Genomic DNA, 19,660 nt, shown 5'->3' on the forward strand with positions numbered 1-19,660 from the left:
TGCCAAAATGGCGTATGAAGTTTTATTCAAAATAATATTTTCTATTCGGGCAGGTTTTTAAAATCCCAAAAAGTAAGCTGAAACCCTGAGTGCCATAAGGCAGAAAAACAAAAAGAACGTCACGATTGTCGGGATGAGTAAAGCTTTTTTGTAAAACCCCGAAAGGTTTTCGACTTCCTTAATGTCGATAAGTCCCCTTCTGGTGCTCAGGTTGGGGGCCATGAGTATTGTTGTGATAATGCCGCCGCGCATGATTTTTCCAATCAGACCACCTCCCGACCAGGCCTCTCTAATTGTCTGTACAGAAGAGCAGTTGGGTAGTTGTTTCTCTATAGTTTCAATATACTTGTGCGCAATAACTGCCGTGGCAAATAGATTTATTATGATGAGTATCAATAGCGCTCCAAAAATGAGACCTATTAGATCACTTGTCATTCTATGAGCTCCTTATAGAGCATTTCACCTAAAGATGCTCCGATCAACTCACCGCGCTTTGGCGGTTTGCATAGTTGAGGCTTGTTCGAGATTCCTTAGGTGTGTGTGCTAAAAGATGTCCATAGTTGAAATAGAATAAGAGCTGTGCACAGAGTAAGCTGGGCGATCCAGGGTATGAGCAGTATCCACTTTAACTTAATCGGGAATTGTCGGATGTCCTTTGCGTCAGCAGCCCCTCTTTTAATGCTGAGTTCTGGTAGCATCAGAATAAATGCCATAAAACCGCAGCGCATTATTTTTCCGAGAAAGCCTGCTCCTGAGAATGTTGCTTTGTTGTCTTCCAAGAATCTACTGTTTGGGAAGAGGCTTTCTAGTTTTTCCGTATATCTTGCAGCGACGTAAAACGAAAAAAATACAGTCATCAGCATTGATATCATTAAACAGGGGGCGACAATTTCGGGCATCATAAGCTACTCTCCAACTTTTTTATAGATGAACTCACCAGTGCCTTCTCCAATATTTTCTCCAATTTTACCAACGAGAAATCCACCGGCTGCCCCCCCTATGACAGCGCATGCTAATGCGCCGGGGCCTCCTGTAACTAGACCCAGCCCGACGACGCATGTAAAGGTGCCTATAGCGCCTCCGACGCTGCCCCCTATAATACTTCCAGATACGCTACCTACTAGCGTACTGCCCTCTACATATTTCGCCCTCGTACACTGCTCCTCACGGCCAACCGTACAAGCTTTATGAATTGAAAGCCCTGTGGAGCCCACCTCAAGCGCAGTCCCTATATACGTTCCTCTCTTGATCCATTTAGAGGCTTTGGCTACGCCAGATACCTTGTCAGCGTATCCTGCGATTTCTCCTGTGTGCATGTAGCTGCTGGTTGAAAGCCCGAGCAGTCTTTTGATCGAGCCTTCGTTGCGCAGCCCGGATCCATACGCCAGAAAATTATTGAGCAGTTTATCAAGCTTCATGAACAGTTCTGATCGTTTGGCGTAGAACGCGTCTCGTTGGGTCATCGTGCCGGAGCCCATGTGTTCCCGGTAGAGCTTTTCGATATCCTGGAGCGATTTCTTGATCTCTTCCATATGCTTGGCCCAGCCATCACTCGTGGCGCCTATGCCCATGGATGTGTAGGAGATCGCCTGCTTGAGCAGCTCGAAATTCTCAAGAAAAAAGTCATCCCCACCTGCGCCATTGACCAGCAACGCCGTATGCACCTGCGCAGCCTTGGCCATCAGGAAAGCTTCCTGAGCGGTGGACGAGGGGGTGGACGCGTCGCCGAGGATGACTATCTCGCCGGGCAGGACGACGCCGCCCGAGATGTGGGAATTGAGGGCGACGAACTTGGCCTTGCTGTTCTTTGGCAGCGCAAGGTTCGTTTTTAGAGAGTCAAAAGTCTGTGTTCTGGGGTTTATGAAAGATCGTGCTTCGGCCATGGTCATGCCTCACGAGTACTTTTTATTATTGATCCGGTCCCAACCGCCGGCTACGTTACCGCCCGCTGTGCCATCGACACGTTTCTGCAGGGTGTAGGTGGTTTTGATGCGGCCGTAATTGAGCTGTACGATTTCGATAGGGATGCCGGAACTCGCGCTCTGTGTGTAGTCGGCGATGATGACTTCCTCGAGCACCACCTCGTAGTATTTGAGCTTGTCGGTGCCTGCGCGGCAGAGGACCAGCTTGACTTCCTTGAGGTGCTGGCCTGCGCAGCTGGCTTCCATGAGCTTGCAACTGGCGCTGTCGAGGTACTTGGTGAATGTGAAGTTGGTCATGGTGGTACGACCGGATGAAGCGCCGCCCGAGGAACTGGCAGTTGCGGAGGTGCTTTGGTTGACGCCAAAGTTATAGCCGGTGATTTCGATCCATTTGCTGTACTTCTCGTCCAGCGCCTCGCCCGGGATGTCTGCTATCTGAATAAAAGCGTCGAAAGCCATATGAACCTCTCCTTGGTAATCAGTGTTGCTGCTTGGTTATTTTACGATGAGTGGCTATGACAGCAAATTTCTACATTGGTTTCAAGGCGCAGCCGGTGTTTTTAAACGCACTGTCTAATTGTGCGTTTAATACATAAACGTCAAACATGGAAAAGTCCGACGCATTGCGCGCCGGGCTTCTTTAGTGGCTTCAGTTACATCGCTTTTTCGTTCTTCTCGCGCTGTTCGCAGGTCATGAAACCTTTGTTGGTCACACGGCCGTCGCTGTTGAAGCTGACGTGGTAAACCTGTTTGTGGCCATCTTTGTTCATGACGTAGTTGTTGCAGGTGCCGGTATTGACCTTGCGTTCGATGGTCGTCGAGGGCTCGCCGCCGATGGTCAGGACCTGCTGGCGCGTCATGCCGTTTTCGACCTGCTTGACCAGCGGCTCGTTGCGATAAGTGACGTAGTCCACCGGGTTTTGCACGGTTGTGTTGCTGCAGCCAGCCATCGTTGCCAATACAAAGGTCGCCGCGAAGATTTTCTTGTACATCGTTATTGCTCCACATGTCAGAGCCGGTATTGGCCCGGTAGCGCTTGGAGCAGTAAACGGAGAGAAGAGTTCGAAAAAAAGATGGCGATACGGCAGCACCTCCTGCGGCAAGCTGGGCCTTTGAATATTCGCTCGCACGTTCGCCAAAGGCCGAGGTCAATCTGATGGCACGGTCGGCCACTTCGGTCCGACCCTGGGCTCGGTCATCGGTAAGGTTTTTCAGACCGTAGTTCGTTAATCAGCCGATCCTCAGTGACGGCCAGGAAGATGCGATGAGCGATAAAGAACTGTACGAAATCGAGTACACCTTGCTGGGCGAGCACCACGTAGACGTTATCGAGAATCTGGATGTGCCCATCATCGAAGTGGTGCACGAGCTGGCGCTCAAGCACCATGTCGAGCTGGACGATCTTTCAACCGGTGACGCCGGCATGCCCCACGCTGCCGGAATCACCGACGTGTCGATTCATAGCCTGGAGGGCAGTGAAGGCAGCGCGACTGCTTAACTTGCTTTTGACCGCAGCGGAGTCGTCCAGCGTTCTGCGAGGACGACTCCGCACAGGGTCAGCGCTCCGCCAAAGAGGTGGTAGAGCGCCAGTTGTTCGCCCAGCGTCGCCGCTGCAATCAATGCCGTGGCAATCGGCATCAGGTTGAAGAACAGCGTCGTGCGGCTGGGACCCAGGCGCATGATGGCGGTCATCCACAGCCACGGCGCGAGCATGGAGGTGGGGATCGCCGCGTACAGCACCATCGGGATGTTGCTTGCGTTCAGGCCGGTTTTCGACGACAGGATGAACGGCGGCAGCAACACCAGAATCGCCAGCAGAATCTGCACGTATAAAAGCTGCAACGGCGGCAGGCGCAACTGCCACTTTTTCAACAGCGTGCTGTAAACCGCATACGACGCCGCTGCCACCAGCACCATTGCATCGCCTCGATTGACGCCATGTTCGATCAATTGGGCAGGATTGCCCGCCGACACCACAACCACCACGCCTGCGAACGACAGAATCGCCCCCAGCAGCGCGCCAGAGGTCAGGTGGTTGCCCAGGCAGGCTATCGACAGCCCCAGCGCCATCATCGGCACCAGCGACTGAATGATGCCCATGTTGGTGGCAGTCGTGAGACCTGCGGCGAAATACGCCAGGCTTTGATACATCGCGGTGCCGAGCACGGCGAGGACGAAAATCTTGCCCAGCAGCGGTTTGATCGCCGCACGGTTTGCCCAGACCGGCTTGATCATGAAGGGCGTGAACAGCAAACCTGCCAGCGCCCAGCGATAAAAACCTATTTCAGCCGGAAAGATCACCCCGGCAGAAGCCTTGGTGACAGCAGTATTGACCGCCCAGATGAGCACGGTGATCAGTGGAAAAGCGTATTGCATGAGAGGGTCGTCATCAGAGCGAGGTGCAATTATCCGCCTGTTGGCGGCGAATGCCAGCGGCAATGCGTGATGCGCCGTCATAGGTTGCAACAGCTTGACTACACTTGATTGCAGCCTGTGCCGTCCGGCGCAGTGGACGTGGAGAGTGGATCGATGAAGAAGCTCGGTATTCCTTTGTTGCTTGTGGGCCTGATGGTGTCAGCTCAGGGGTTCGCTGCCACCGCGCAGCAGAACAAGATGACCACTTGCAATGCTGACGCCAGCGCGAAGACGCTCAAGGGGGATGAGCGCAAGGCGTTCATGAGCACGTGCCTGAAAGCTGCGCCGCCGCCAGCGGCCACTCAGCAGGAGAAAATGAAAACCTGTAACGCGACGGCGGGCAGCCAGGCGCTCAAAGGTGACGCGCGCAAGAGCTTCATGAGCGATTGTCTCAAGAAGAAATAATTTTTCGACGCCAGCCTTCACCACAAGCAACAGGCGCGGGTGCAGTAAACACTGCACTTTCGCGCCATTATCGAGCCGATCATCGGGCAGAGGGTCGCGCCTTGTTTTTTCCTGCTTTCGGATCACTGGTTCTCGGTTGAGAAGGCTGGCAGACTGCCCACCTTCCTTGTGTTGCCCTCTGAGGGTCTATGCCAACGTTTTCTGCGCGTCAGGTCTTAATCGCCAGCTGGATTCTTGTGTTTGGCGGTCTGTTGGCAGTGTTGCCGTTCAAGTTGCTGCCCAGTCTGCTGGCCGGTCTGCTGGTCTTCGAGCTGGTCAATATGTTGACCCCCAAATTGCAGCGTCTGATCTCCGGCGAGCGTGCGCGCTGGCTGGCGGTGGCGTTGCTGGGCACGATAATCGTCAGCCTGCTGACGCTGATCTTTGCCGGTGCCATCAGCTTTGTGCTGCATGAAGCCGAAAACCCCGGCGCCTCGCTGGACAAGTTCATGACCCTGGTGGACCGTGCCCGTGGTCAGTTGCCACCGTTTATCGATGCTTACCTGCCTGCCAGTGCGGCAGAATTTCAGGTGTCCCTCGGGCAGTGGCTGCAAAAGCATGTTGGTGAGCTACAGCTGATCGGCAAGGGCGCGGCGCATATGTTTGTCACCATGCTGATCGGCATGGTGCTGGGCGCGATCATCGCTTTGCAGCGCATTTCCGCGGACCATGTGCGCAAGCCGCTGGCCGCCGCACTGTTTGATCGTCTGTATCTGGTCAGCCGCGCGTTTCGTAATATCGTATTCGCCCAGATCAAGATTTCCCTGCTCAATACGGCGTTTACCTCGGTATTCCTGGCTATCGTCCTGCCGCTGTGCGGGATTCATCTGCCGCTGACCAAGACCCTGATCATCATGACCTTCCTGCTCGGCCTGTTGCCGGTGGTGGGTAACCTGATGTCGAACACGCTGATTTTCATTGTCGGCATGTCGATTTCGATCTGGGTCGCCCTGGCGGCGCTGGGTTATCTGATCGTGATCCACAAGGTCGAGTATTTCCTCAATGCGCGCATCGTCGGCGGGCAGATCAATGCCAGGTCGTGGGAGTTGCTGCTGGCGATGCTGCTGTTCGAAGCCGCATTCGGCCTGCCGGGTGTGGTGGCAGGGCCGATTTATTATGCATATCTGAAGAGCGAGTTGCAGAAGGAAGGGTTGGTTTAAGCCGGTTTGATTGTCTATCGTGCCGGCGCTCCGCGTCGGCACGCATTTGTGGACGCTCCGCGTCCGATCTTGAGCCAGCGGCCCCTAGCCGTAACGCTTCTTCGCTTCAATCGCCAAACCACTGCCGATGCTGCCGAAGATATTGCCTTCGACGTGGCGGGCGTTGGGCAGCATGGCCGAGACGCTGTTGCGCAGCGCAGGTATGCCGCTTGAGCCGCCGGTAAAAAACACCGTATTGACCTGCTCGACACTTACGCCTGCGTCGTTCAGCAATGTCGTCACGCTGTTGCGCACCCGCTCAAGCTGGGCGTCGATGGCGGCCTCGAACATCACTCGGCTCAGGTCCACGTTCAATCCTGCTTCCACCCGGTCCATCGGCAAATGGCGGTTTTCGGTGTGGGTCAGTTGAATCTTGGTTTCTTCCACTTCCATGGCCAGCCAGTGCCCGGCGCGCTGCTCGATCAGCTTGAACAGGCGATCGATGCCGCCGGTGTCTTCGATGTCGTAACGCATGCTGCCAAGTGCCAACTGGGATTTTTGCGAGTACACGGCGTTGATGGTGTGCCAGGTCGCCAGGTTCATGTGATGGCTGGTCGGCATGTAGGCGCCGCTTTTCATCCGGCTGCCGTAGCCGAACAACGGCATCACGCCTTGCAGGCTCAGCTGTTTGTCGAAGTCGGTACCGCCAATGTGCACACCGCCGGTGGCCAGGATGTCCTGCTCGCGATCAGCATGCGTGCGCCGCTCAGGCGACAGGCGTACCAGCGAGAAGTCCGATGTACCGCCGCCGATGTCGACGATCAGCACCAGTTCTTCGTTTTCGATGGTGGACTCGTAATCGAACGCCGCCGCGATAGGCTCAAACTGAAATGACACGTCCTTGAAGCCGATCTTGCGGGCCACTTCAGCCAGCGTGTCTTCGGCTTCCTGATCGGCCTGTGCGTCGTCATCGACAAAATGCACCGGGCGGCCAAGCACGACCTGTTCGAATTCGCGCCCAGCAGTGTTCTCGGCGCGCTTCTTGAGTTCGCCGATAAACAGTGCCAGCAGATCCTTGAACGGCATCGCCGTGCCCAGCACGCTGGTGTCGTGCTTGATCAGCTTGGAGCCCAGCAGGCTCTTGAGCGAGCGCATCAGGCGGCCTTCATAGCCCTCCAGGTACTCGTGAAGCGCAAGGCGGCCATACACCGGACGGCGCTCTTCGATGTTGAAGAACACCACCGAGGGCAGGGTGATCTTGTCGTCCTCCAGCGCGATCAACGATTCCACGCCGGGTCGTTGCCAGCCGACAGTGGAATTGGACGTGCCGAAATCGATACCGCAGGCACGGGCCGGGGATTGGTCATTCATGTCTTTTACGTTCCAGTCAAAAAACGGCCGCGCAGTTTATGCCAGTGCGGGCAAATTGCGTAGCGCGACACGTCGCTTATATTTGCCGGACGGTATTTGCTGCCGACACTTGAACTGAGGACGCTCACCCCCAATCTTGAAGGTATTCTCGGTGGACCAGATTGTCGAATACTCGACCCGCCTGTAAATGCGGCTGGCTACCTGTATATTTTCGACGTTAGGTAATCCAGATGCCTCGTGACAGAGGGAGCTGGGCGCGTGACGCCAGCGTATCTGGCTTTGCCGGATAAATCGGATGGGTGATCGTTACATGGATTTCAAAGACTACTACAAGATACTTGACGTAGAGCCGGCTGCTGACGACAAGGCGATCAAGACCGCCTATCGCAAACTGGCGCGCAAGTATCACCCTGACGTCAGCAAGGAAGCCGGCGCCGAAGACAAGTTCAAGGAAGCATCCGAAGCCTATGAAGTGCTCAGCAGCCCTGAAAAGCGCGCCGAGTACGACGAACTGCGCAAGTACGGTCGGCAGGGCCGTCCGTTCCAGACGCCACCTGGCTGGCAAAGCCGTGCAGGCGCGGGCGCAGGCGGATTCGAAGAAACAGCGGATTTTTCCGAGTTTTTCAGTTCCATTTTTGGTGGCCGGCCACAGCAGGGCGGGCGTACCCGTAACCCGGGCCGCAAGGGGCAGGACGTGGAGATGGAACTGGCGGTCTTTCTGGAAGAAACCCTGTCAGGCGAGTCCAAGCAGGTCAGCTTCAAGGTGCCTCAGCACAGCCCCAACGGGCAGCGCATGGGTGATATCACCAAGACCCTGAACGTGAAGATTCCGGCGGGTGTCGTCGATGGCGAGCGCATTCGTCTCAAGGGCCAGGGCGCGCCGGGTATAGGCGGTGGTGCCAATGGCGATCTGTACCTGATCATTCGCCTGGCGCCGCACCCGATGTTCGAGGTCGAAGGCCATGATCTGGTCATCACCGTTCCACTGGCGCCGTGGGAAGCGGTGTTGGGCACCAAGGTGGCGGTGCCGACCCTGACCAGCAGGCTCAACCTGACCATCCGCCCTGACAGCCAGAACGGTCAGCGCTTGCGGATCAAGGGTAATGGTTTGATGAACAAGAGTGGCGAGCGGGGTGATCTGTACGCCCAACTGAAGATCGTCATGCCCAAACAGACCGATGAAGCGGCACGTGCGCTCTGGCAGAAACTGGCCGACAGTGCTGCGTTCGACCCTCGGGCGCAGTGGAAGGGCTGAGCAGGCAGTTGCTCAGCCTGGCCTGATCTGCCGGATCAGGTTCTCGGCAGCACCACGGTAAACGTGGTGCCATCGCCGATGGTTGATGTCACCGTGATGCTACCGCTGTGGGCGTTGACCACTTCCTTGACGATAAACAGGCCCAGGCCCAGGCTGGTCGAGGTGCTTTGGGTGTCGCTCTCTTCGCGAATGCTGCGCACCAGCGGGTCGAAAATCGTGCCGATGGCGTCTTCTGCGATCGGTTTACCTTCGTTGTGAACCCTCAGTTCGACGGCGTTCTGACCGCCACTGACCGCGACGGTGATTTCATGGCTGACCGCACCGTGCTGCAAGGCGTTGCCAATCAGGTTTTGCAGCAACTGACCTATTCGTGCGCTGTCCCAATGACCTTTGGTGTCGCCCTCGACCTTCAGCACCGGCACCGAGTTCGGTTGCCCGGCGCAGGCTTCCTCGATGGCTTCGCGGCAGGCGGTCGCCAGGTCCATGTGCTTGCGCTCGACCGGCAAACCCGCCCCCAGACGGCTGCGCACGAATTCAAGCAGGTCGCTGACCATCGAACCCATATGGCGCGTACTGGTCTTGATGCGCGAGATATAGGCCTCGGTTTTCTCATCAGCCGGTATTTTGCGCGCGAGTAATTCGGTGGACATGCTCACGGCCTGTAACGGTGCGCGCAGGTCGTGGCCCAGAATCGCCAGAAAGATATCCCGCGAGCGGCCCACTCGTTCAGCGTAAGCCGCAGTGGATTCGGCGAGCGCCTCATCGATAGCCTCATTGAAGCGAATCACGTCCTGAAAGTCGGCCGGCTGTGGCGCATCCAGGCTTTCGGCCCACAGACGAATGACGCTGGCACGCAAATGGCGGAACTCGGACGTCATCTGCACCAGATCAAAGCCGACTTCATGGCGCAGTTCACCGTGGCTGCTGGCGGCTTCGTCCAGGCTTGACGTCTTGTTCAACTCCTCGCCCCGAGCCTTGGCGATCTCCTCGCTCTTGCTCTGTGCGGTTTTCATGTCGCGGGCCGCAGCCAGCAGAATCGACCTGGCGTGGTCACGCAACTCCAGCTTGCTCATTGAGTCTGCAGCAGGTTTCAGGGTTCTGGCGAAGTCTTCCCATTCATCGACAATGCGATCCACATGAACAACGATGAATTCGGAAAGGCGCATGGCCGATTACCTTGCTGGAGAGGCGTGACGAAAGATGGCGCATATTATCGCTTTTACAGGGCACGACAAACAGGGTGTTTACTGTCAATTCTTCAATACACCGTAAGAGATTCCTGAATGTGTGGGTCAACCGCGCGTTGCATTCAAGCAAAGGGGCGATCTGGTCGCCCCTTGTGCTTCTTTCAGGCAGGCCTAAAACAGAAAATACCGCTGCGCCATTGGTAGCACATCGGCCGGTTCGCACCACAGCAACACACCGTCGGCCTTGACCTGATAGGTCTGTGGGTCGACTTCGATGTCCGGCAGGTAATCGTTGTGGATCAGGTCTTTTTTCTGCACGGTGCGGCAGCCTTTGACCACGCCGATCTGCTTCTTCAAGCCCAGTGTTTCCGGCACGCCCGCGTCGAATGCGGCCTGGCTGATGAAGGTCAGGCTGGTGGCGTGCAGCGAGCTGCCGAAGCTTGCGAACATGGGGCGGTAGTGGACCGGTTGCGGCGTCGGGATGGAAGCGTTGGCGTCGCCCATCAGGCTGGCGGCGATGGCACCGCCCTTGAGGATCAGGGTCGGTTTGACGCCGAAGAACGCCGGGCGCCAGAGCACCAGGTCCGCCCATTTGCCGACTTCAATGGAGCCCACTTCATGGCTGATGCCGTGGGTGATCGCCGGGTTGATGGTGTATTTGGCGATGTAGCGCTTGGCGCGGAAGTTATCGTTGCCTGGGCCATCCTGCGGCAGCGGGCCACGCTGTTTCTTCATCTTGTCGGCGGTTTGCCAGGTGCGCATGATCACCTCGCCAACCCGCCCCATGGCCTGGCTGTCGGAGCTGAGCATGGAAAACGCGCCCAGGTCGTGAAGGATGTCCTCGGCGGCTATGGTCTCGCGGCGAATGCGGCTTTCCGCGAAGGCCACGTCTTCGGCGATGCTCGGGTCCAGGTGGTGGCAGACCATGAGCATGTCCAGGTGCTCGTCGATGGTGTTGCGGGTGAACGGCCGGGTCGGGTTGGTCGAGCTGGGCAGCACGTTTGGCGAGCCGCATGCCTTGATGATGTCCGGCGCATGGCCGCCACCGGCACCTTCGGTGTGGTAGGTGTGGATCGTGCGGTTCTTGAACGCTGCCAGGGTGGTTTCGACAAAACCTGACTCGTTGAGCGTGTCGGTGTGAATCGCGACCTGCACGTCATATTCGTCGGCAACGCTCAGGCAGTTGTCGATGGCTGCCGGGGTGGTGCCCCAGTCTTCGTGCAGTTTCAGGCCGATGGCACCGGCCTTGACCTGTTCGATCAGCGGGCCGGGCAGGCTGACGTTGCCCTTGCCGGTGAAACCGATGTTCATCGGGAACGAGTCCGAGGCCTGGAGCATGCGTGCCATGTGCCACGGGCCGGGCGTTACGGTGGTCGCGTTGGTGCCGGTGGCAGGGCCGGTGCCGCCGCCGATCATGGTGGTCACGCCGCTCATCAGCGCTTCTTCGATCTGCTGCGGGCAGATGAAGTGGATGTGCGTATCGACGCCGCCGGCGGTAAGGATCATGCCTTCGCCGGCAATGACTTCGGTGGCTGCGCCCACGGCAATGGTCACGTCCGGCTGAATGTCCGGGTTACCGGCCTTGCCGATGGCTGCGATACGGCCGTTCTTGATGCCGACGTCAGCCTTGACGATACCCCAGTGGTCGATGATCAAGGCGTTGGTGATCAGCGTATCAACCACGTCGGCGGCCAGCAGTTGACCCTGGCCCATGCCGTCACGGATGACCTTGCCACCGCCGAACTTCACTTCTTCGCCGTAGGTGGTGAAGTCTTTCTCGACCTCGATCCACAGCTCGGTATCCGCCAGGCGAACCTTGTCGCCAACGGTGGGGCCGAACATGTCGGCGTAGGCTTGTCTGGAAATCTTCATGGTGATTCCTTATGCGTCGTTGTACGCAAACCCGACTGACTATGACTATCGTGCCAATGCTCCGCGTTGGCATGCATCCCGTGACGCTGCGCGTCACAAATCTTCAGTCTTGCGCGATGGCAGGTGTAATCGAAGCGCAGGCTTTTTTGCCCGGCTCAGATGCGACGCAGAGCGTCACGAGCTGCATTCCCACGCGGAGCGTAGGAACGATATTCAAAAAACGAGTCAATCCAGCGCACCCATCACCCGGCCGGCAAAGCCGTAAACCTCGCGCAATCCCGCCAGGTCCACCAGCTCGACTTCGCGCGACTGGCCCGGTTCGAAGCGCACGGCGGTGCCGGCCGGGATGTTCAGGCGCATGCCGCGGCTGGCGGCGCGGTCGAAGGTCAGCGCGTCGTTGGTCTCGAAAAAGTGGAAGTGCGAGCCCACCTGAATCGGCCGGTCGCCGCTGTTGGCGACGATCAGGCTGTGGGTGCGGCGTCCGGCGTTGAGTTCGATGTCGCCGGGCTGGATCTGGTATTGACCAGGGATCATGTCGGTTGCCCCAAGGTTTTGAAATAAATGGCGGTCGGTCGATAGCGACCGTCCGGTGTAGCGCAATAATCCGGCAGCTCACCCACGCGGTGGTAGGCCAGCGAGCGATAGAACGCCTCCGCTGTGGAGCCTGCCTCGGTGTCCAGGTGCAGCAGCCCGCGCTTGAGCTTCACGGCGGTCTGTTCCACCTCGTCCATCAGTTGCCTGCCCAGGCCACGACCACGCGCAGTGGGCAGCACCATCAGTTTCTGCACTTCGGCACGGTTCAGGCCGTTGGGCTTCTGGCACAGTGACAACTGCGCGCTGGCCAGCACGTTCGCGTTTTCAGCCACCACCCACAGCAACAGACTGCCAGCGGCGATATCGGCCTTCAGCCCGTCGCACCAGGCGTGAGCCTGCTCCATGTCGAGGTCGGCCATGAAGCCGACCGAGGCGCCGTCATGGACCGTGTCGAACAGCAACTGCGCCAGGCCATGGCGGTAATGCGCGAAGCTTTCAGCAGTGACACGTCGCAGTTGTGCGTGGTTCATGGCGTGCTCTCTAGAGTGATTGAGGCGCTTGCGAGGCGGGTGCGCAAGCACCGGGCGACAGGTCGAGCTGCATGAAGGTCAGGTCCAGCCAGCGGCCGAACTTGGTGCCGACCTGTGGCATCTGCCCGGTAGTCTTGAAGCCTAGACGTTCGTGCAAGGCGATGGAGGCAGCGTTGCCGCTTTCGATCGCCGCGACCATCATGTGCTTGTCGCAGGCGCGGGCGCGTTCGATCAACTCAGCCATCAAGCGCGGCCCCAGGCCTTTGCCACGTTGATCGGCGCGTACGTAGACCGAATGCTCGACCGTGTGACGAAACCCTTCAAACGGCCGCCAGTCGCCAAACGACGAATAACCCAGCACTTCGCCTGCGCTGTCGACAGCGACCAGGACTGGATAGGCCTGGGCCTGACGAGATGTGTACCAGGCCTCGCGATTGGCGAGATCGACCGGCTGTTCGTTCCAGATGGCCGTGGTGTTGAGCACCGCATCGTTGTAGATAGCCAGAATGCCCGGCAGATCGTCCGCCAGCGCATCGCGAATCGGGTCATGCATGCTCACGTCCTCAGGCAATCGGCTGATGCACGGTGACCAGTTTGGTGCCGTCCGGGAAAGTGGCCTCCACCTGAATCTCAGGGATCATTTCCGGAATACCTTCCATGACCTGATCACGGGTCAGCAGCGTGGTGCCGTAGTGCATCAGGTCAGCGACGGTCTGCCCGTCACGCGCACCTTCCAGCAATGCCGCCGAGATGTAGGCCATGGCTTCCGGATAATTGAGCTTCACACCGCGTGCCAGACGCCGTTCGGCGACCAGTCCGGCGGTGAAAATCAGCATTTTGTCTTTTTCGCGTGGCGTCAGGTCCATGAGGTATTCGCTTCTTCAGATTCGGTGGTTGATCGTTCCCGTGCTCCGGCCAGAAATGCCGCCCTGGATGCATCAGGTCCAACCCTCAGGTATTCCAGATTCTCGGTGTTAACGCCTCGCGTCCCAGCAGGGCAGGGCGCAGGCGTTTCCAGATTTCTATCAGCCAGGCCCTGGCGTGCAAGGCTTCGTCAGCCAGACAGCGCGCGACGATTAATCCCGGCAACTGAGTCAGATTACCGCGCACCGGACTGGGCATCGACAGCGAGCGGCAGACTTCAAGCAGGTCGCTGTCCACGTCACCGGTCAGCAGCAGGGTGGCGAACACCGTTTTGCCATCCAGCCCGATGGGCGAATCCAGCAGCCCGTCAGCGCCGATAATGCGTTGCCGCTCGTGCCAGAGCAACGTGCCGTCACGGCGGATATCCAGATGCGACTGAAAGTGCCCGTGCTCGAAACGCTCACCACTGGCGGGGCGGCCCAGCGCCACGACGTCCCAGTAGCATAACCGGGCATCACCATGCAGTTCGATGCGCGTGGTCAGTTCTGCCTGAGCGTTGCTGAACACGATGGTTTCCTGCGGGAGCCATTCCAGTGTCGCACCAGGCTGGACATGCAGCTCCAGTTGCTGAAACGCCGGGCTGGCTGCGCGATACCATTTGGCCGCGCCGGGGCTGGTCAGTTGCGCCCAGGCATGTGCGCCGACGTTGACTGAAATATCCAGCCGGTCGCCCCCGGCAATACCGCCCGGTGGGTGAACGATGATGTGCTGGCACACCTCGGGCCCTTCGGCATACAGGTGTTTTTGCACCCGCAGTGGCCCTTTGTGGCGACGTTGGGTCGGGCGCGTGCAGTCATCAAAACGGCCATAGCCCAGCTCCAGCTCGGCGTGCCAGCTGGGCGTGAACAAGGCGGTGTGGGCAGGCAGATTCATGGCGTCTTCATTGCTTGGTCGAGTGCTGCACGATAACGGATTGGCGCATCAGATGGTGACCAGACCGCGAACACCCTCGGCCTCCATGTTTTCGCCCCGACCCTGCTGAACGATCTCGCCCCGCGACATCACCAGATACTGGTCGGCCAGTTCTGCCGCGAAGTCATAGAACTGCTCGACCAGCAGAATAGCCATGTCACCACGCTCGGCCAGTTTTTTGATCACGGCGCCGATCTCCTTGATCACCGAGGGCTGAATGCCTTCGGTGGGCTCATCGAGAATCAGCAAGCGCGGGCGACTTGCCAGCGCCCGGCCAATCGCCAGTTGTTGCTGCTGGCCACCGGACAGATCGCCACCACGGCGATGCTTCATTTGCAGCAGTACCGGGAACAGCTCGTAGATGAACGCCGGCACCTCTCTGGCTTCAGAGCCCGGAAAGCGCGACAGGCCCATCAACAGGTTTTCCTCGACCGTCAGCCGCCCGAAGATCTCCCGCCCCTGGGGTACGTACGCAATACCGGCATGCACGCGTTGATGCGGCTTGAACCCGGTGATGGCCTTGCCTTCCCAGTGCACCGCGCCTTCCTTTGAAGGCAGCAAGCCCATCAGGACGCGCAACAGTGTGGTCTTGCCGACGCCATTGCGGCCCAGCAGGCAGGTGACTTCACCGACCTTCACATCGAACGACAGACCGCGAAGGATATGGCTGCCGCCGTAATATTGGTGGAGCTTTTCGACCTGGAGCATGGTGGGTCCTTTTTTGAGCTGCAAGCTACAAGTTTCAAGCGGCAAGAAAGAGCAGCATGCTGCCTTTGCTTCTAGCTTGCCGCTTGCAGCTAAAAGCTTGCAGCAGGGCGCTAGCGCCCTAAATACACTTCAATCACGCGTTCGTCAGCCTGTACGTCGTTCAGTGAGCCTTCGGCCAGTACGCTGCCCTGGTGCAGCACGGTGACGTGGTCGGCAATCGAGCCGACGAAGCCCATGTCGTGCTCCACCACCATCAACGAGTGTTTGCCCGCCAGGCTCTTGAACAGTTCGGCGGTGAATTCGGTTTCGGCGTCGGTCATGCCTGCCACCGGCTCATCGAGCAGCAAAAGTTGCGGGTCCTGGACCAGCAACATGCCGATTTCCAGAAACTGCTTCTGACCGTGGGACAACAAGCCCGCCGGGCGATGCATCGAGGGGGTCAGGCGGATGGTTTCCAGCACTTCGCTGATTCGGTCCTGTTGCTCGCCTGTCAAGCGTGCACGCAGGCTGGCCCACACTGACTTGTCGGTCTTCTGCGCCAGCTCCAGGTTTTCGAACACGCTCAGGGCTTCGAATACCGTGGGCTTTTGAAATTTTCGGCCAATCCCGGACTGGGCAATCTGCACCTCGCTCATCTGCGTCAGGTCCAGTGTTTCGCCGAACCACGCTTTGCCGTGGCTTGGCCGGGTCTTGCCGGTAATGACGTCCATCAGCGTGGTCTTGCCCGCGCCGTTGGGGCCGATGATGCAGCGCAGCTCGCCCACGCCGATGTACAGGTTCAGATCATTCAGGGCCTTGAAACCGTCGAAGCTGACGCTGATGTCTTCAAGGGTCAGGATCGTGCCATGCCGCGTGTTCAGCCCTTTGCCAGCGCTTTTGCCAAGGCCTACCGCGTCGCGGCTGGTGCCTGCGTCGGAGTTGGGGGCCAGAATCGGCTCAAGCATGAACGAGGGCGTCGGAGTGGTTTTCATTGCTCGCTCCTTTTCTTCAGCAAGCCGATCACGCCCTTGGGCAGGTACAGCGTGACAATGATGAACAGCGCGCCGAGAAAGAACAGCCAGTATTCCGGGAAAGCCACGGTGAACCAGCTTTTCATGCCGTTCACCAGACCGGCACCCAGCAGCGGGCCGATCAACGTGCCGCGCCCGCCCAGCGCCACCCACACAGCGGCTTCGATGGAGTTGGTCGGCGACATTTCGCTGGGGTTGATGATGCCGACCTGCGGCACATACAGGGCTCCGGCCAGACCGCACAGCACCGCGCTCAATACCCAGACGAACAGCTTGAAGCCGCGCGGATCGTAACCGCAGAACATCAGGCGGTTTTCCGCGTCACGCAGCGCGGTCAGCACCCGACCGAACTTGCTCTGTGCCAGTTTCCAGCCGATGTACAGGCTGGCGACCAGCAGCACCACCGTAGCCAGAAACAACGTGGCTCGGGTGCCTTGCGAGCTGATGCTGAAGCCCAGAATGCTGCGAAAATTGGTGAAGCCGTTGTTGCCGCCAAAGCCGGTTTCGTTGCGAAAGAACAGCAACATGCCGGCAAAGGTCAGCGCCTGGGTCATGATCGAGAAGTACACGCCCTTGATACGTGAGCGGAAGGCAAAGAAGCCGAACACCAGCGCCAGCAACCCCGGCGCCAAGACCACCAGGCACATGGCCCAGAGAAAGTTATCGGTGCCCGCCCAGTACCACGGCAGTTCGGTCCACGACAGGAAGGTCATGAATGCAGGCAGGCCGTCACCCGCGGCCTGGCGCATCAGGTACATCCCCATCGCATAGCCGCCCAGCGCGAAAAACAGGCCGTGGCCCAGCGATAACAACCCGGCGTAGCCCCAGACCAGGTCCAGTGCGAGGGCGACGATGGCGTAGCAGAGAATCTTGCCCACCAGCGTCAGGGTGTAGGCCGATACCTGAAAACTGTTATCGGCCGGCAGAAGCGACAGCAGCGGCAGTGCCAACAGCACGGCCAGTACCATAATGCCCACAGCCAGCGTGCCCTTTGGGCCAACCTTCTGTGCGGCGGTTACCATCAATGGCTGGCTCATCAGTCAATCACCCGTCCTTTCAGTGCGAAGAGGCCTTGCGGACGTTTCTGGATAAACAGAATGATCAGCGCCAGGATCAGGATCTTGCCCAATACGGCGCCGATTTGCGGTTCGAGAATCTTGTTGGCGATACCCAGCCCGAAAGCCGCCGTCACGCTGCCGGCCAGTTGTCCGACGCCACCGAGCACCACCACCAGGAACGAGTCGATGATGTAGCTCTGGCCGAGGTCAGGGCCGACGTTGCCGATCTGGCTCAGGGCGACGCCGCCCAGGCCTGCGATGCCTGAGCCCAGCCCGAACGCCATCATGTCGATGCGCCCGGTCGGCACGCCGCAGCAGGCGGCCATGTTGCGGTTCTGGGTCACGGCGCGCACGTTCAGCCCCAGGCGGGTCTTGTTCAGTAGCAGCCAGGTCAGCAGCACCACGAACAGCGCGAAGGCGATGATCACGATGCGGTTGTAAGGCAGCACCAGATTGGGCAGCACCTGAATCCCGCCGGACAACCATTGCGGGTTGGCCACTTCGACGTTTTGCGCACCGAAGGCCAGGCGCACGGCCTGGATCAGCATCAGGCTGATGCCCCAGGTGGCGAGCAGGGTTTCCAGCGGGCGGCCGTACAAATGACGAATCACCGTGCGCTCCAGCACCATGCCGATCATGGCGGTGACAAAAAATGCCACGGGCAATGCGATCAGCGGGTAGTACTCGATGGCACCCGGCGCGTAGCGCTGCAGCATCAGTTGCACCATGTAGGTCGAGTAGGCACCCAGCATCAGCATTTCGCCGTGGGCCATGTTGATCACGCCGAGCAGGCCGAAGGTGATTGCCAGCCCCAGCGCCGCCAACAACAGAATCGAGCCCAGCGACATGCCGCTGAACGCCTGACCGAGCACTTCGCCGATCATCAGCTTGCGGTTGACCTGCGCCAGGCTGGTTTCAGCGGCAATGCGCACTGACGCATCGGTTTCGACGCCCGGCGCCAGCAGCGACTCAAGACGGGTACGCGCCAGCGGGTCGCCGGTTTCGCCGAGCAGGCGCACTGCCGCCAGACGCACCGAGGGGCTGGAATCGACCAGTTGCAGGTTGGCCAGCGCCAGTGTCAGCGCGCTTTTAACGCTGGAATCGGTTTCGCTGGCCACGCGCTGGGTCAGCAGATCCAGTTGCGCGGGGCGGGCGCTTTTTTGCAATTGCAAAGCTGCCGCAAGACGCAGCCTGGTGTCGGCTGCCAGCAATTGGTGGCTGGCCAGCGCGGTATCGACCAGGCCGCGCAGCCGGTTGTTCAGGCGCAATTTGCGCGGTTCGTCAGGGGTTGGAGCGTCGGCAGCCGCAGGCGCATTCGCATCCACTGCCCCGTATTTGTCGTTGTTTTCGATCCACGCGCGTTTGCTGCTGTCGGCGGCAACACGGCCATCGCGCAGCGCTTCCAGCAGTTCGATGCGTTCAGGGACCGGGCTGGCTGCCCAGGCCTCCAACAGCTCGGCCTGTCGGGAAGAACTGGCTGCGGCAAAATCACCGGCATCGCTGGCCTGCGCTGCGAAGGGCAGCAGCAGGCTGATGGCGAGGATCAAACGGTAAAAATAAGAAGGCATATCAATATGGCCTTGGTCTGTTATGGCGTTCCACTAGACATTCGTGGCTGTTCGCCCTGACGCTGCTCGTTCCTCACGCTCTGCGTGGGAATGCCTTCCGTGAAGCTCTGCGTCAACCATGCACCGAGCCCCGCGCTCAGGATCGGACGCGGAGCGTCCAGAACTGCTTTCCCACGCTGGAGCGTGGGAACGATCAGGCTGTGTTGATAGGGGTCAGTTGCTTTTCACCGGAGTGTCCGGCTTCTTGTCATTGCCGGGAATGTACGGGCTCCACGGTTGGGCGCGAATCGGCTCCTTGGTCTGCCAGACGACGTTGAACTGACCGTTGTCCTCGACTTCGCCGATCATCACTGGCTTGTGCAGGTGATGGTTGGTCTTGTCCATGGTCAGGGTGAAGCCCGATGGGGCGGCGAATGTCTGCCCGGCCATGGCTTCGCGGACCTTGTCCACGTCAGTGGATTTGGCTTTTTCGACGGCTTGGGCCCACATGTGGATGCCGACGTAAGTGGCTTCCATCGGGTCGTTGGTCACCGCCTTGTCAGCGCCCGGCAGGTTTTTCTTCTGGGCGTAGGCTTTCCAGTCAGCAACGAACTTCTTGTTGACCGTGTTTTCCACCGACTGGAAGTAGTTCCAGGCAGCCAGGTGGCCTACCAATGGTTTGGTGTCGATGCCGCGCAGTTCTTCTTCGCCAACCGAGAAGGCTACAACCGGTACGTCGGTGGCTTTCAGGCCCTGGTTGGCCAGTTCCTTGTAGAGCGGCACGTTGGAGTCGCCGTTGACGGTGGAGATAACGGCCGTCTTGCCACCGGCT

At 58.9% G+C, this 19,660-nt stretch carries 23 protein-coding genes; 4 read left to right on the forward strand and 19 right to left on the reverse strand.

What is annotated here, in order from left to right:
* Positions 1-57 precede the first annotated feature (57 nt).
* The 5 genes from QRN38_RS02190 to osmE all read right to left on the reverse strand — a co-directional run bounded on the left by QRN38_RS02190 (position 58) and on the right by osmE (position 2,914).
* Positions 58-435: a hypothetical protein gene (locus QRN38_RS02190; RefSeq protein ID WP_057417875.1), complete on the reverse strand. Its 378-nt coding sequence runs from the start codon at positions 433-435 to the stop codon at positions 58-60.
* A 95-nt stretch (positions 436-530) separates the two neighbouring features.
* Positions 531-902 carry a hypothetical protein gene (locus QRN38_RS02195; RefSeq protein WP_057417874.1) on the reverse strand — a complete coding sequence of 124 codons (372 nt, stop codon included), beginning with the start codon at positions 900-902 and terminating at the stop codon, positions 531-533.
* A 3-nt stretch (positions 903-905) separates the two neighbouring features.
* The gene (locus QRN38_RS02200) at positions 906-1,883 is read right to left on the reverse strand and encodes a hypothetical protein (protein ID WP_057417897.1); all 978 of its coding nucleotides are present in this window, start codon (positions 1,881-1,883) and stop codon (positions 906-908) included.
* A gap of 9 nt (positions 1,884-1,892) precedes the next feature.
* The gene (locus QRN38_RS02205; protein WP_005736826.1) at positions 1,893-2,381 is read right to left on the reverse strand and encodes an Hcp family type VI secretion system effector; all 489 of its coding nucleotides are present in this window, start codon (positions 2,379-2,381) and stop codon (positions 1,893-1,895) included.
* A 194-nt stretch (positions 2,382-2,575) separates the two neighbouring features.
* Positions 2,576-2,914, reverse strand: a complete 339-nt coding sequence (gene osmE / locus QRN38_RS02210) for an osmotically-inducible lipoprotein OsmE (RefSeq protein ID WP_005763077.1) — start codon at positions 2,912-2,914, stop codon at positions 2,576-2,578.
* A gap of 272 nt (positions 2,915-3,186) precedes the next feature.
* Between osmE and QRN38_RS02215 the strand changes: the two genes are divergently transcribed.
* Entirely contained in the window at positions 3,187-3,420 is a 234-nt protein-coding gene (locus QRN38_RS02215) for a hypothetical protein (RefSeq protein ID WP_005763080.1), read from the forward strand.
* Here QRN38_RS02215 and QRN38_RS02220 read toward each other — a convergent pair.
* A complete protein-coding gene (locus QRN38_RS02220; RefSeq protein ID WP_005763082.1) occupies positions 3,417-4,298 on the reverse strand; it encodes a DMT family transporter in 882 nt (293 codons plus the stop codon). The genes QRN38_RS02215 and QRN38_RS02220 overlap by 4 nt on opposite strands.
* A 153-nt stretch (positions 4,299-4,451) precedes the next feature.
* Here QRN38_RS02220 and QRN38_RS02225 point away from each other — a divergent pair, with 153 nt between their 5' ends.
* The gene (locus QRN38_RS02225; protein ID WP_011105225.1) at positions 4,452-4,742 is read left to right on the forward strand and encodes a PsiF family protein; all 291 of its coding nucleotides are present in this window, start codon (positions 4,452-4,454) and stop codon (positions 4,740-4,742) included.
* Between the two features lie 188 nt (positions 4,743-4,930).
* Positions 4,931-5,941, forward strand: coding sequence for an AI-2E family transporter (locus QRN38_RS02230; protein WP_005763086.1), 1,011 nt, complete (start codon positions 4,931-4,933; stop codon positions 5,939-5,941).
* Positions 5,942-6,025: 84 nt separating this feature from the next.
* On the opposite strand, the gene QRN38_RS02235 is transcribed toward QRN38_RS02230, so the two are convergent.
* Positions 6,026-7,291 carry an Hsp70 family protein gene (locus tag QRN38_RS02235; RefSeq protein WP_057416744.1) on the reverse strand — a complete coding sequence of 422 codons (1,266 nt, stop codon included), beginning with the start codon at positions 7,289-7,291 and terminating at the stop codon, positions 6,026-6,028.
* Between the two features lie 310 nt (positions 7,292-7,601).
* Here QRN38_RS02235 and cbpA point away from each other — a divergent pair, with 310 nt between their 5' ends.
* A complete protein-coding gene (gene cbpA / locus QRN38_RS02240) occupies positions 7,602-8,546 on the forward strand; it encodes a curved DNA-binding protein (protein WP_057417896.1) in 945 nt (314 codons plus the stop codon).
* 35 nt (positions 8,547-8,581) lie between these two features.
* Here the strand turns inward: cbpA and QRN38_RS02245 are convergent, their stop codons facing one another.
* The 12 genes from QRN38_RS02245 to QRN38_RS02300 all read right to left on the reverse strand — a co-directional run.
* Positions 8,582-9,712, reverse strand: a complete 1,131-nt coding sequence (locus QRN38_RS02245; RefSeq protein WP_057417873.1) for a sensor histidine kinase — start codon at positions 9,710-9,712, stop codon at positions 8,582-8,584.
* A 192-nt stretch (positions 9,713-9,904) separates the two neighbouring features.
* A complete protein-coding gene (gene ureC / locus QRN38_RS02250; RefSeq protein ID WP_005763096.1) occupies positions 9,905-11,605 on the reverse strand; it encodes an urease subunit alpha in 1,701 nt (566 codons plus the stop codon).
* A gap of 225 nt (positions 11,606-11,830) precedes the next feature.
* Complete coding sequence (locus tag QRN38_RS02255; protein WP_007244630.1) at positions 11,831-12,139, reverse strand: urease subunit beta; 309 nt, start codon at positions 12,137-12,139, stop codon at positions 11,831-11,833.
* Positions 12,136-12,669: a GNAT family N-acetyltransferase gene (locus tag QRN38_RS02260; RefSeq protein ID WP_005763101.1), complete on the reverse strand. Its 534-nt coding sequence runs from the start codon at positions 12,667-12,669 to the stop codon at positions 12,136-12,138. The genes QRN38_RS02255 and QRN38_RS02260 overlap by 4 nt, the downstream gene beginning before the upstream one ends.
* 10 nt (positions 12,670-12,679) lie before the next feature.
* Positions 12,680-13,222, reverse strand: coding sequence for a GNAT family N-acetyltransferase (locus tag QRN38_RS02265; RefSeq protein WP_011105221.1), 543 nt, complete (start codon positions 13,220-13,222; stop codon positions 12,680-12,682).
* A gap of 10 nt (positions 13,223-13,232) precedes the next feature.
* On the reverse strand, positions 13,233-13,535 hold the full coding sequence (gene ureA / locus QRN38_RS02270) for an urease subunit gamma (RefSeq protein ID WP_005763104.1): 303 nt from the start codon (positions 13,533-13,535) through the stop codon (positions 13,233-13,235).
* Positions 13,536-13,620: 85 nt separating this feature from the next.
* A complete protein-coding gene (locus QRN38_RS02275; protein ID WP_057417872.1) occupies positions 13,621-14,466 on the reverse strand; it encodes an urease accessory protein UreD in 846 nt (281 codons plus the stop codon).
* Positions 14,467-14,514: 48 nt separating this feature from the next.
* A complete protein-coding gene (gene urtE / locus QRN38_RS02280) occupies positions 14,515-15,213 on the reverse strand; it encodes an urea ABC transporter ATP-binding subunit UrtE (protein WP_007244633.1) in 699 nt (232 codons plus the stop codon).
* Between the two features lie 110 nt (positions 15,214-15,323).
* Positions 15,324-16,184, reverse strand: a complete 861-nt coding sequence (urtD, locus tag QRN38_RS02285; protein WP_003376420.1) for an urea ABC transporter ATP-binding protein UrtD — start codon at positions 16,182-16,184, stop codon at positions 15,324-15,326.
* The gene (gene urtC, locus QRN38_RS02290; protein WP_003376422.1) at positions 16,181-17,260 is read right to left on the reverse strand and encodes an urea ABC transporter permease subunit UrtC; all 1,080 of its coding nucleotides are present in this window, start codon (positions 17,258-17,260) and stop codon (positions 16,181-16,183) included. Before urtC ends, urtD begins: the two co-directional genes overlap by 4 nt.
* Positions 17,260-18,849, reverse strand: a complete 1,590-nt coding sequence (gene urtB / locus QRN38_RS02295) for an urea ABC transporter permease subunit UrtB (protein ID WP_044391817.1) — start codon at positions 18,847-18,849, stop codon at positions 17,260-17,262. The genes urtC and urtB overlap by 1 nt, the downstream gene beginning before the upstream one ends.
* 213 nt (positions 18,850-19,062) lie before the next feature.
* Positions 19,063-19,660, reverse strand: a 598-nt coding sequence (locus QRN38_RS02300; protein ID WP_285362359.1) for a transporter substrate-binding protein, incomplete at its 5' end; no start/stop codon positions are given.

The organism is Pseudomonas sp. CFBP2511 (assembly GCF_030209255.1).
GTDB classification, from domain to species: Bacteria; Pseudomonadota; Gammaproteobacteria; order Pseudomonadales; family Pseudomonadaceae; genus Aquipseudomonas; species Aquipseudomonas avellanae.

Excerpts from the sequence above, each read along its gene's own strand:
- QRN38_RS02190 (WP_057417875.1), bottom strand. The coding sequence starts at position 435 with ATGACAAGTGATCTAATAGGTCTCATTTTTGGAGCGCTATTGATACTC.
- QRN38_RS02195 (WP_057417874.1), bottom strand. The coding sequence starts at position 902 with ATGATGCCCGAAATTGTCGCCCCCTGTTTAATGATATCAATGCTGATG.
- QRN38_RS02200 (WP_057417897.1), bottom strand. The coding sequence starts at position 1,883 with ATGGCCGAAGCACGATCTTTCATAAACCCCAGAACACAGACTTTTGAC.
- QRN38_RS02205 (WP_005736826.1), bottom strand. The coding sequence starts at position 2,381 with ATGGCTTTCGACGCTTTTATTCAGATAGCAGACATCCCGGGCGAGGCG.
- osmE (WP_005763077.1), bottom strand. The coding sequence starts at position 2,914 with ATGTACAAGAAAATCTTCGCGGCGACCTTTGTATTGGCAACGATGGCT.
- QRN38_RS02215 (WP_005763080.1), top strand. The coding sequence starts at position 3,187 with ATGAGCGATAAAGAACTGTACGAAATCGAGTACACCTTGCTGGGCGAG.
- QRN38_RS02220 (WP_005763082.1), bottom strand. The coding sequence starts at position 4,298 with ATGCAATACGCTTTTCCACTGATCACCGTGCTCATCTGGGCGGTCAAT.
- QRN38_RS02225 (WP_011105225.1), top strand. The coding sequence starts at position 4,452 with ATGAAGAAGCTCGGTATTCCTTTGTTGCTTGTGGGCCTGATGGTGTCA.
- QRN38_RS02230 (WP_005763086.1), top strand. The coding sequence starts at position 4,931 with ATGCCAACGTTTTCTGCGCGTCAGGTCTTAATCGCCAGCTGGATTCTT.
- QRN38_RS02235 (WP_057416744.1), bottom strand. The coding sequence starts at position 7,291 with ATGAATGACCAATCCCCGGCCCGTGCCTGCGGTATCGATTTCGGCACG.
- cbpA (WP_057417896.1), top strand. The coding sequence starts at position 7,602 with ATGGATTTCAAAGACTACTACAAGATACTTGACGTAGAGCCGGCTGCT.
- QRN38_RS02245 (WP_057417873.1), bottom strand. The coding sequence starts at position 9,712 with ATGCGCCTTTCCGAATTCATCGTTGTTCATGTGGATCGCATTGTCGAT.
- ureC (WP_005763096.1), bottom strand. The coding sequence starts at position 11,605 with ATGAAGATTTCCAGACAAGCCTACGCCGACATGTTCGGCCCCACCGTT.
- QRN38_RS02255 (WP_007244630.1), bottom strand. The coding sequence starts at position 12,139 with ATGATCCCTGGTCAATACCAGATCCAGCCCGGCGACATCGAACTCAAC.
- QRN38_RS02260 (WP_005763101.1), bottom strand. The coding sequence starts at position 12,669 with ATGAACCACGCACAACTGCGACGTGTCACTGCTGAAAGCTTCGCGCAT.
- QRN38_RS02265 (WP_011105221.1), bottom strand. The coding sequence starts at position 13,222 with ATGCATGACCCGATTCGCGATGCGCTGGCGGACGATCTGCCGGGCATT.
- ureA (WP_005763104.1), bottom strand. The coding sequence starts at position 13,535 with ATGGACCTGACGCCACGCGAAAAAGACAAAATGCTGATTTTCACCGCC.
- QRN38_RS02275 (WP_057417872.1), bottom strand. The coding sequence starts at position 14,466 with ATGAATCTGCCTGCCCACACCGCCTTGTTCACGCCCAGCTGGCACGCC.
- urtE (WP_007244633.1), bottom strand. The coding sequence starts at position 15,213 with ATGCTCCAGGTCGAAAAGCTCCACCAATATTACGGCGGCAGCCATATC.
- urtD (WP_003376420.1), bottom strand. The coding sequence starts at position 16,184 with ATGAAAACCACTCCGACGCCCTCGTTCATGCTTGAGCCGATTCTGGCC.
- urtC (WP_003376422.1), bottom strand. The coding sequence starts at position 17,260 with ATGAGCCAGCCATTGATGGTAACCGCCGCACAGAAGGTTGGCCCAAAG.
- urtB (WP_044391817.1), bottom strand. The coding sequence starts at position 18,849 with ATGCCTTCTTATTTTTACCGTTTGATCCTCGCCATCAGCCTGCTGCTG.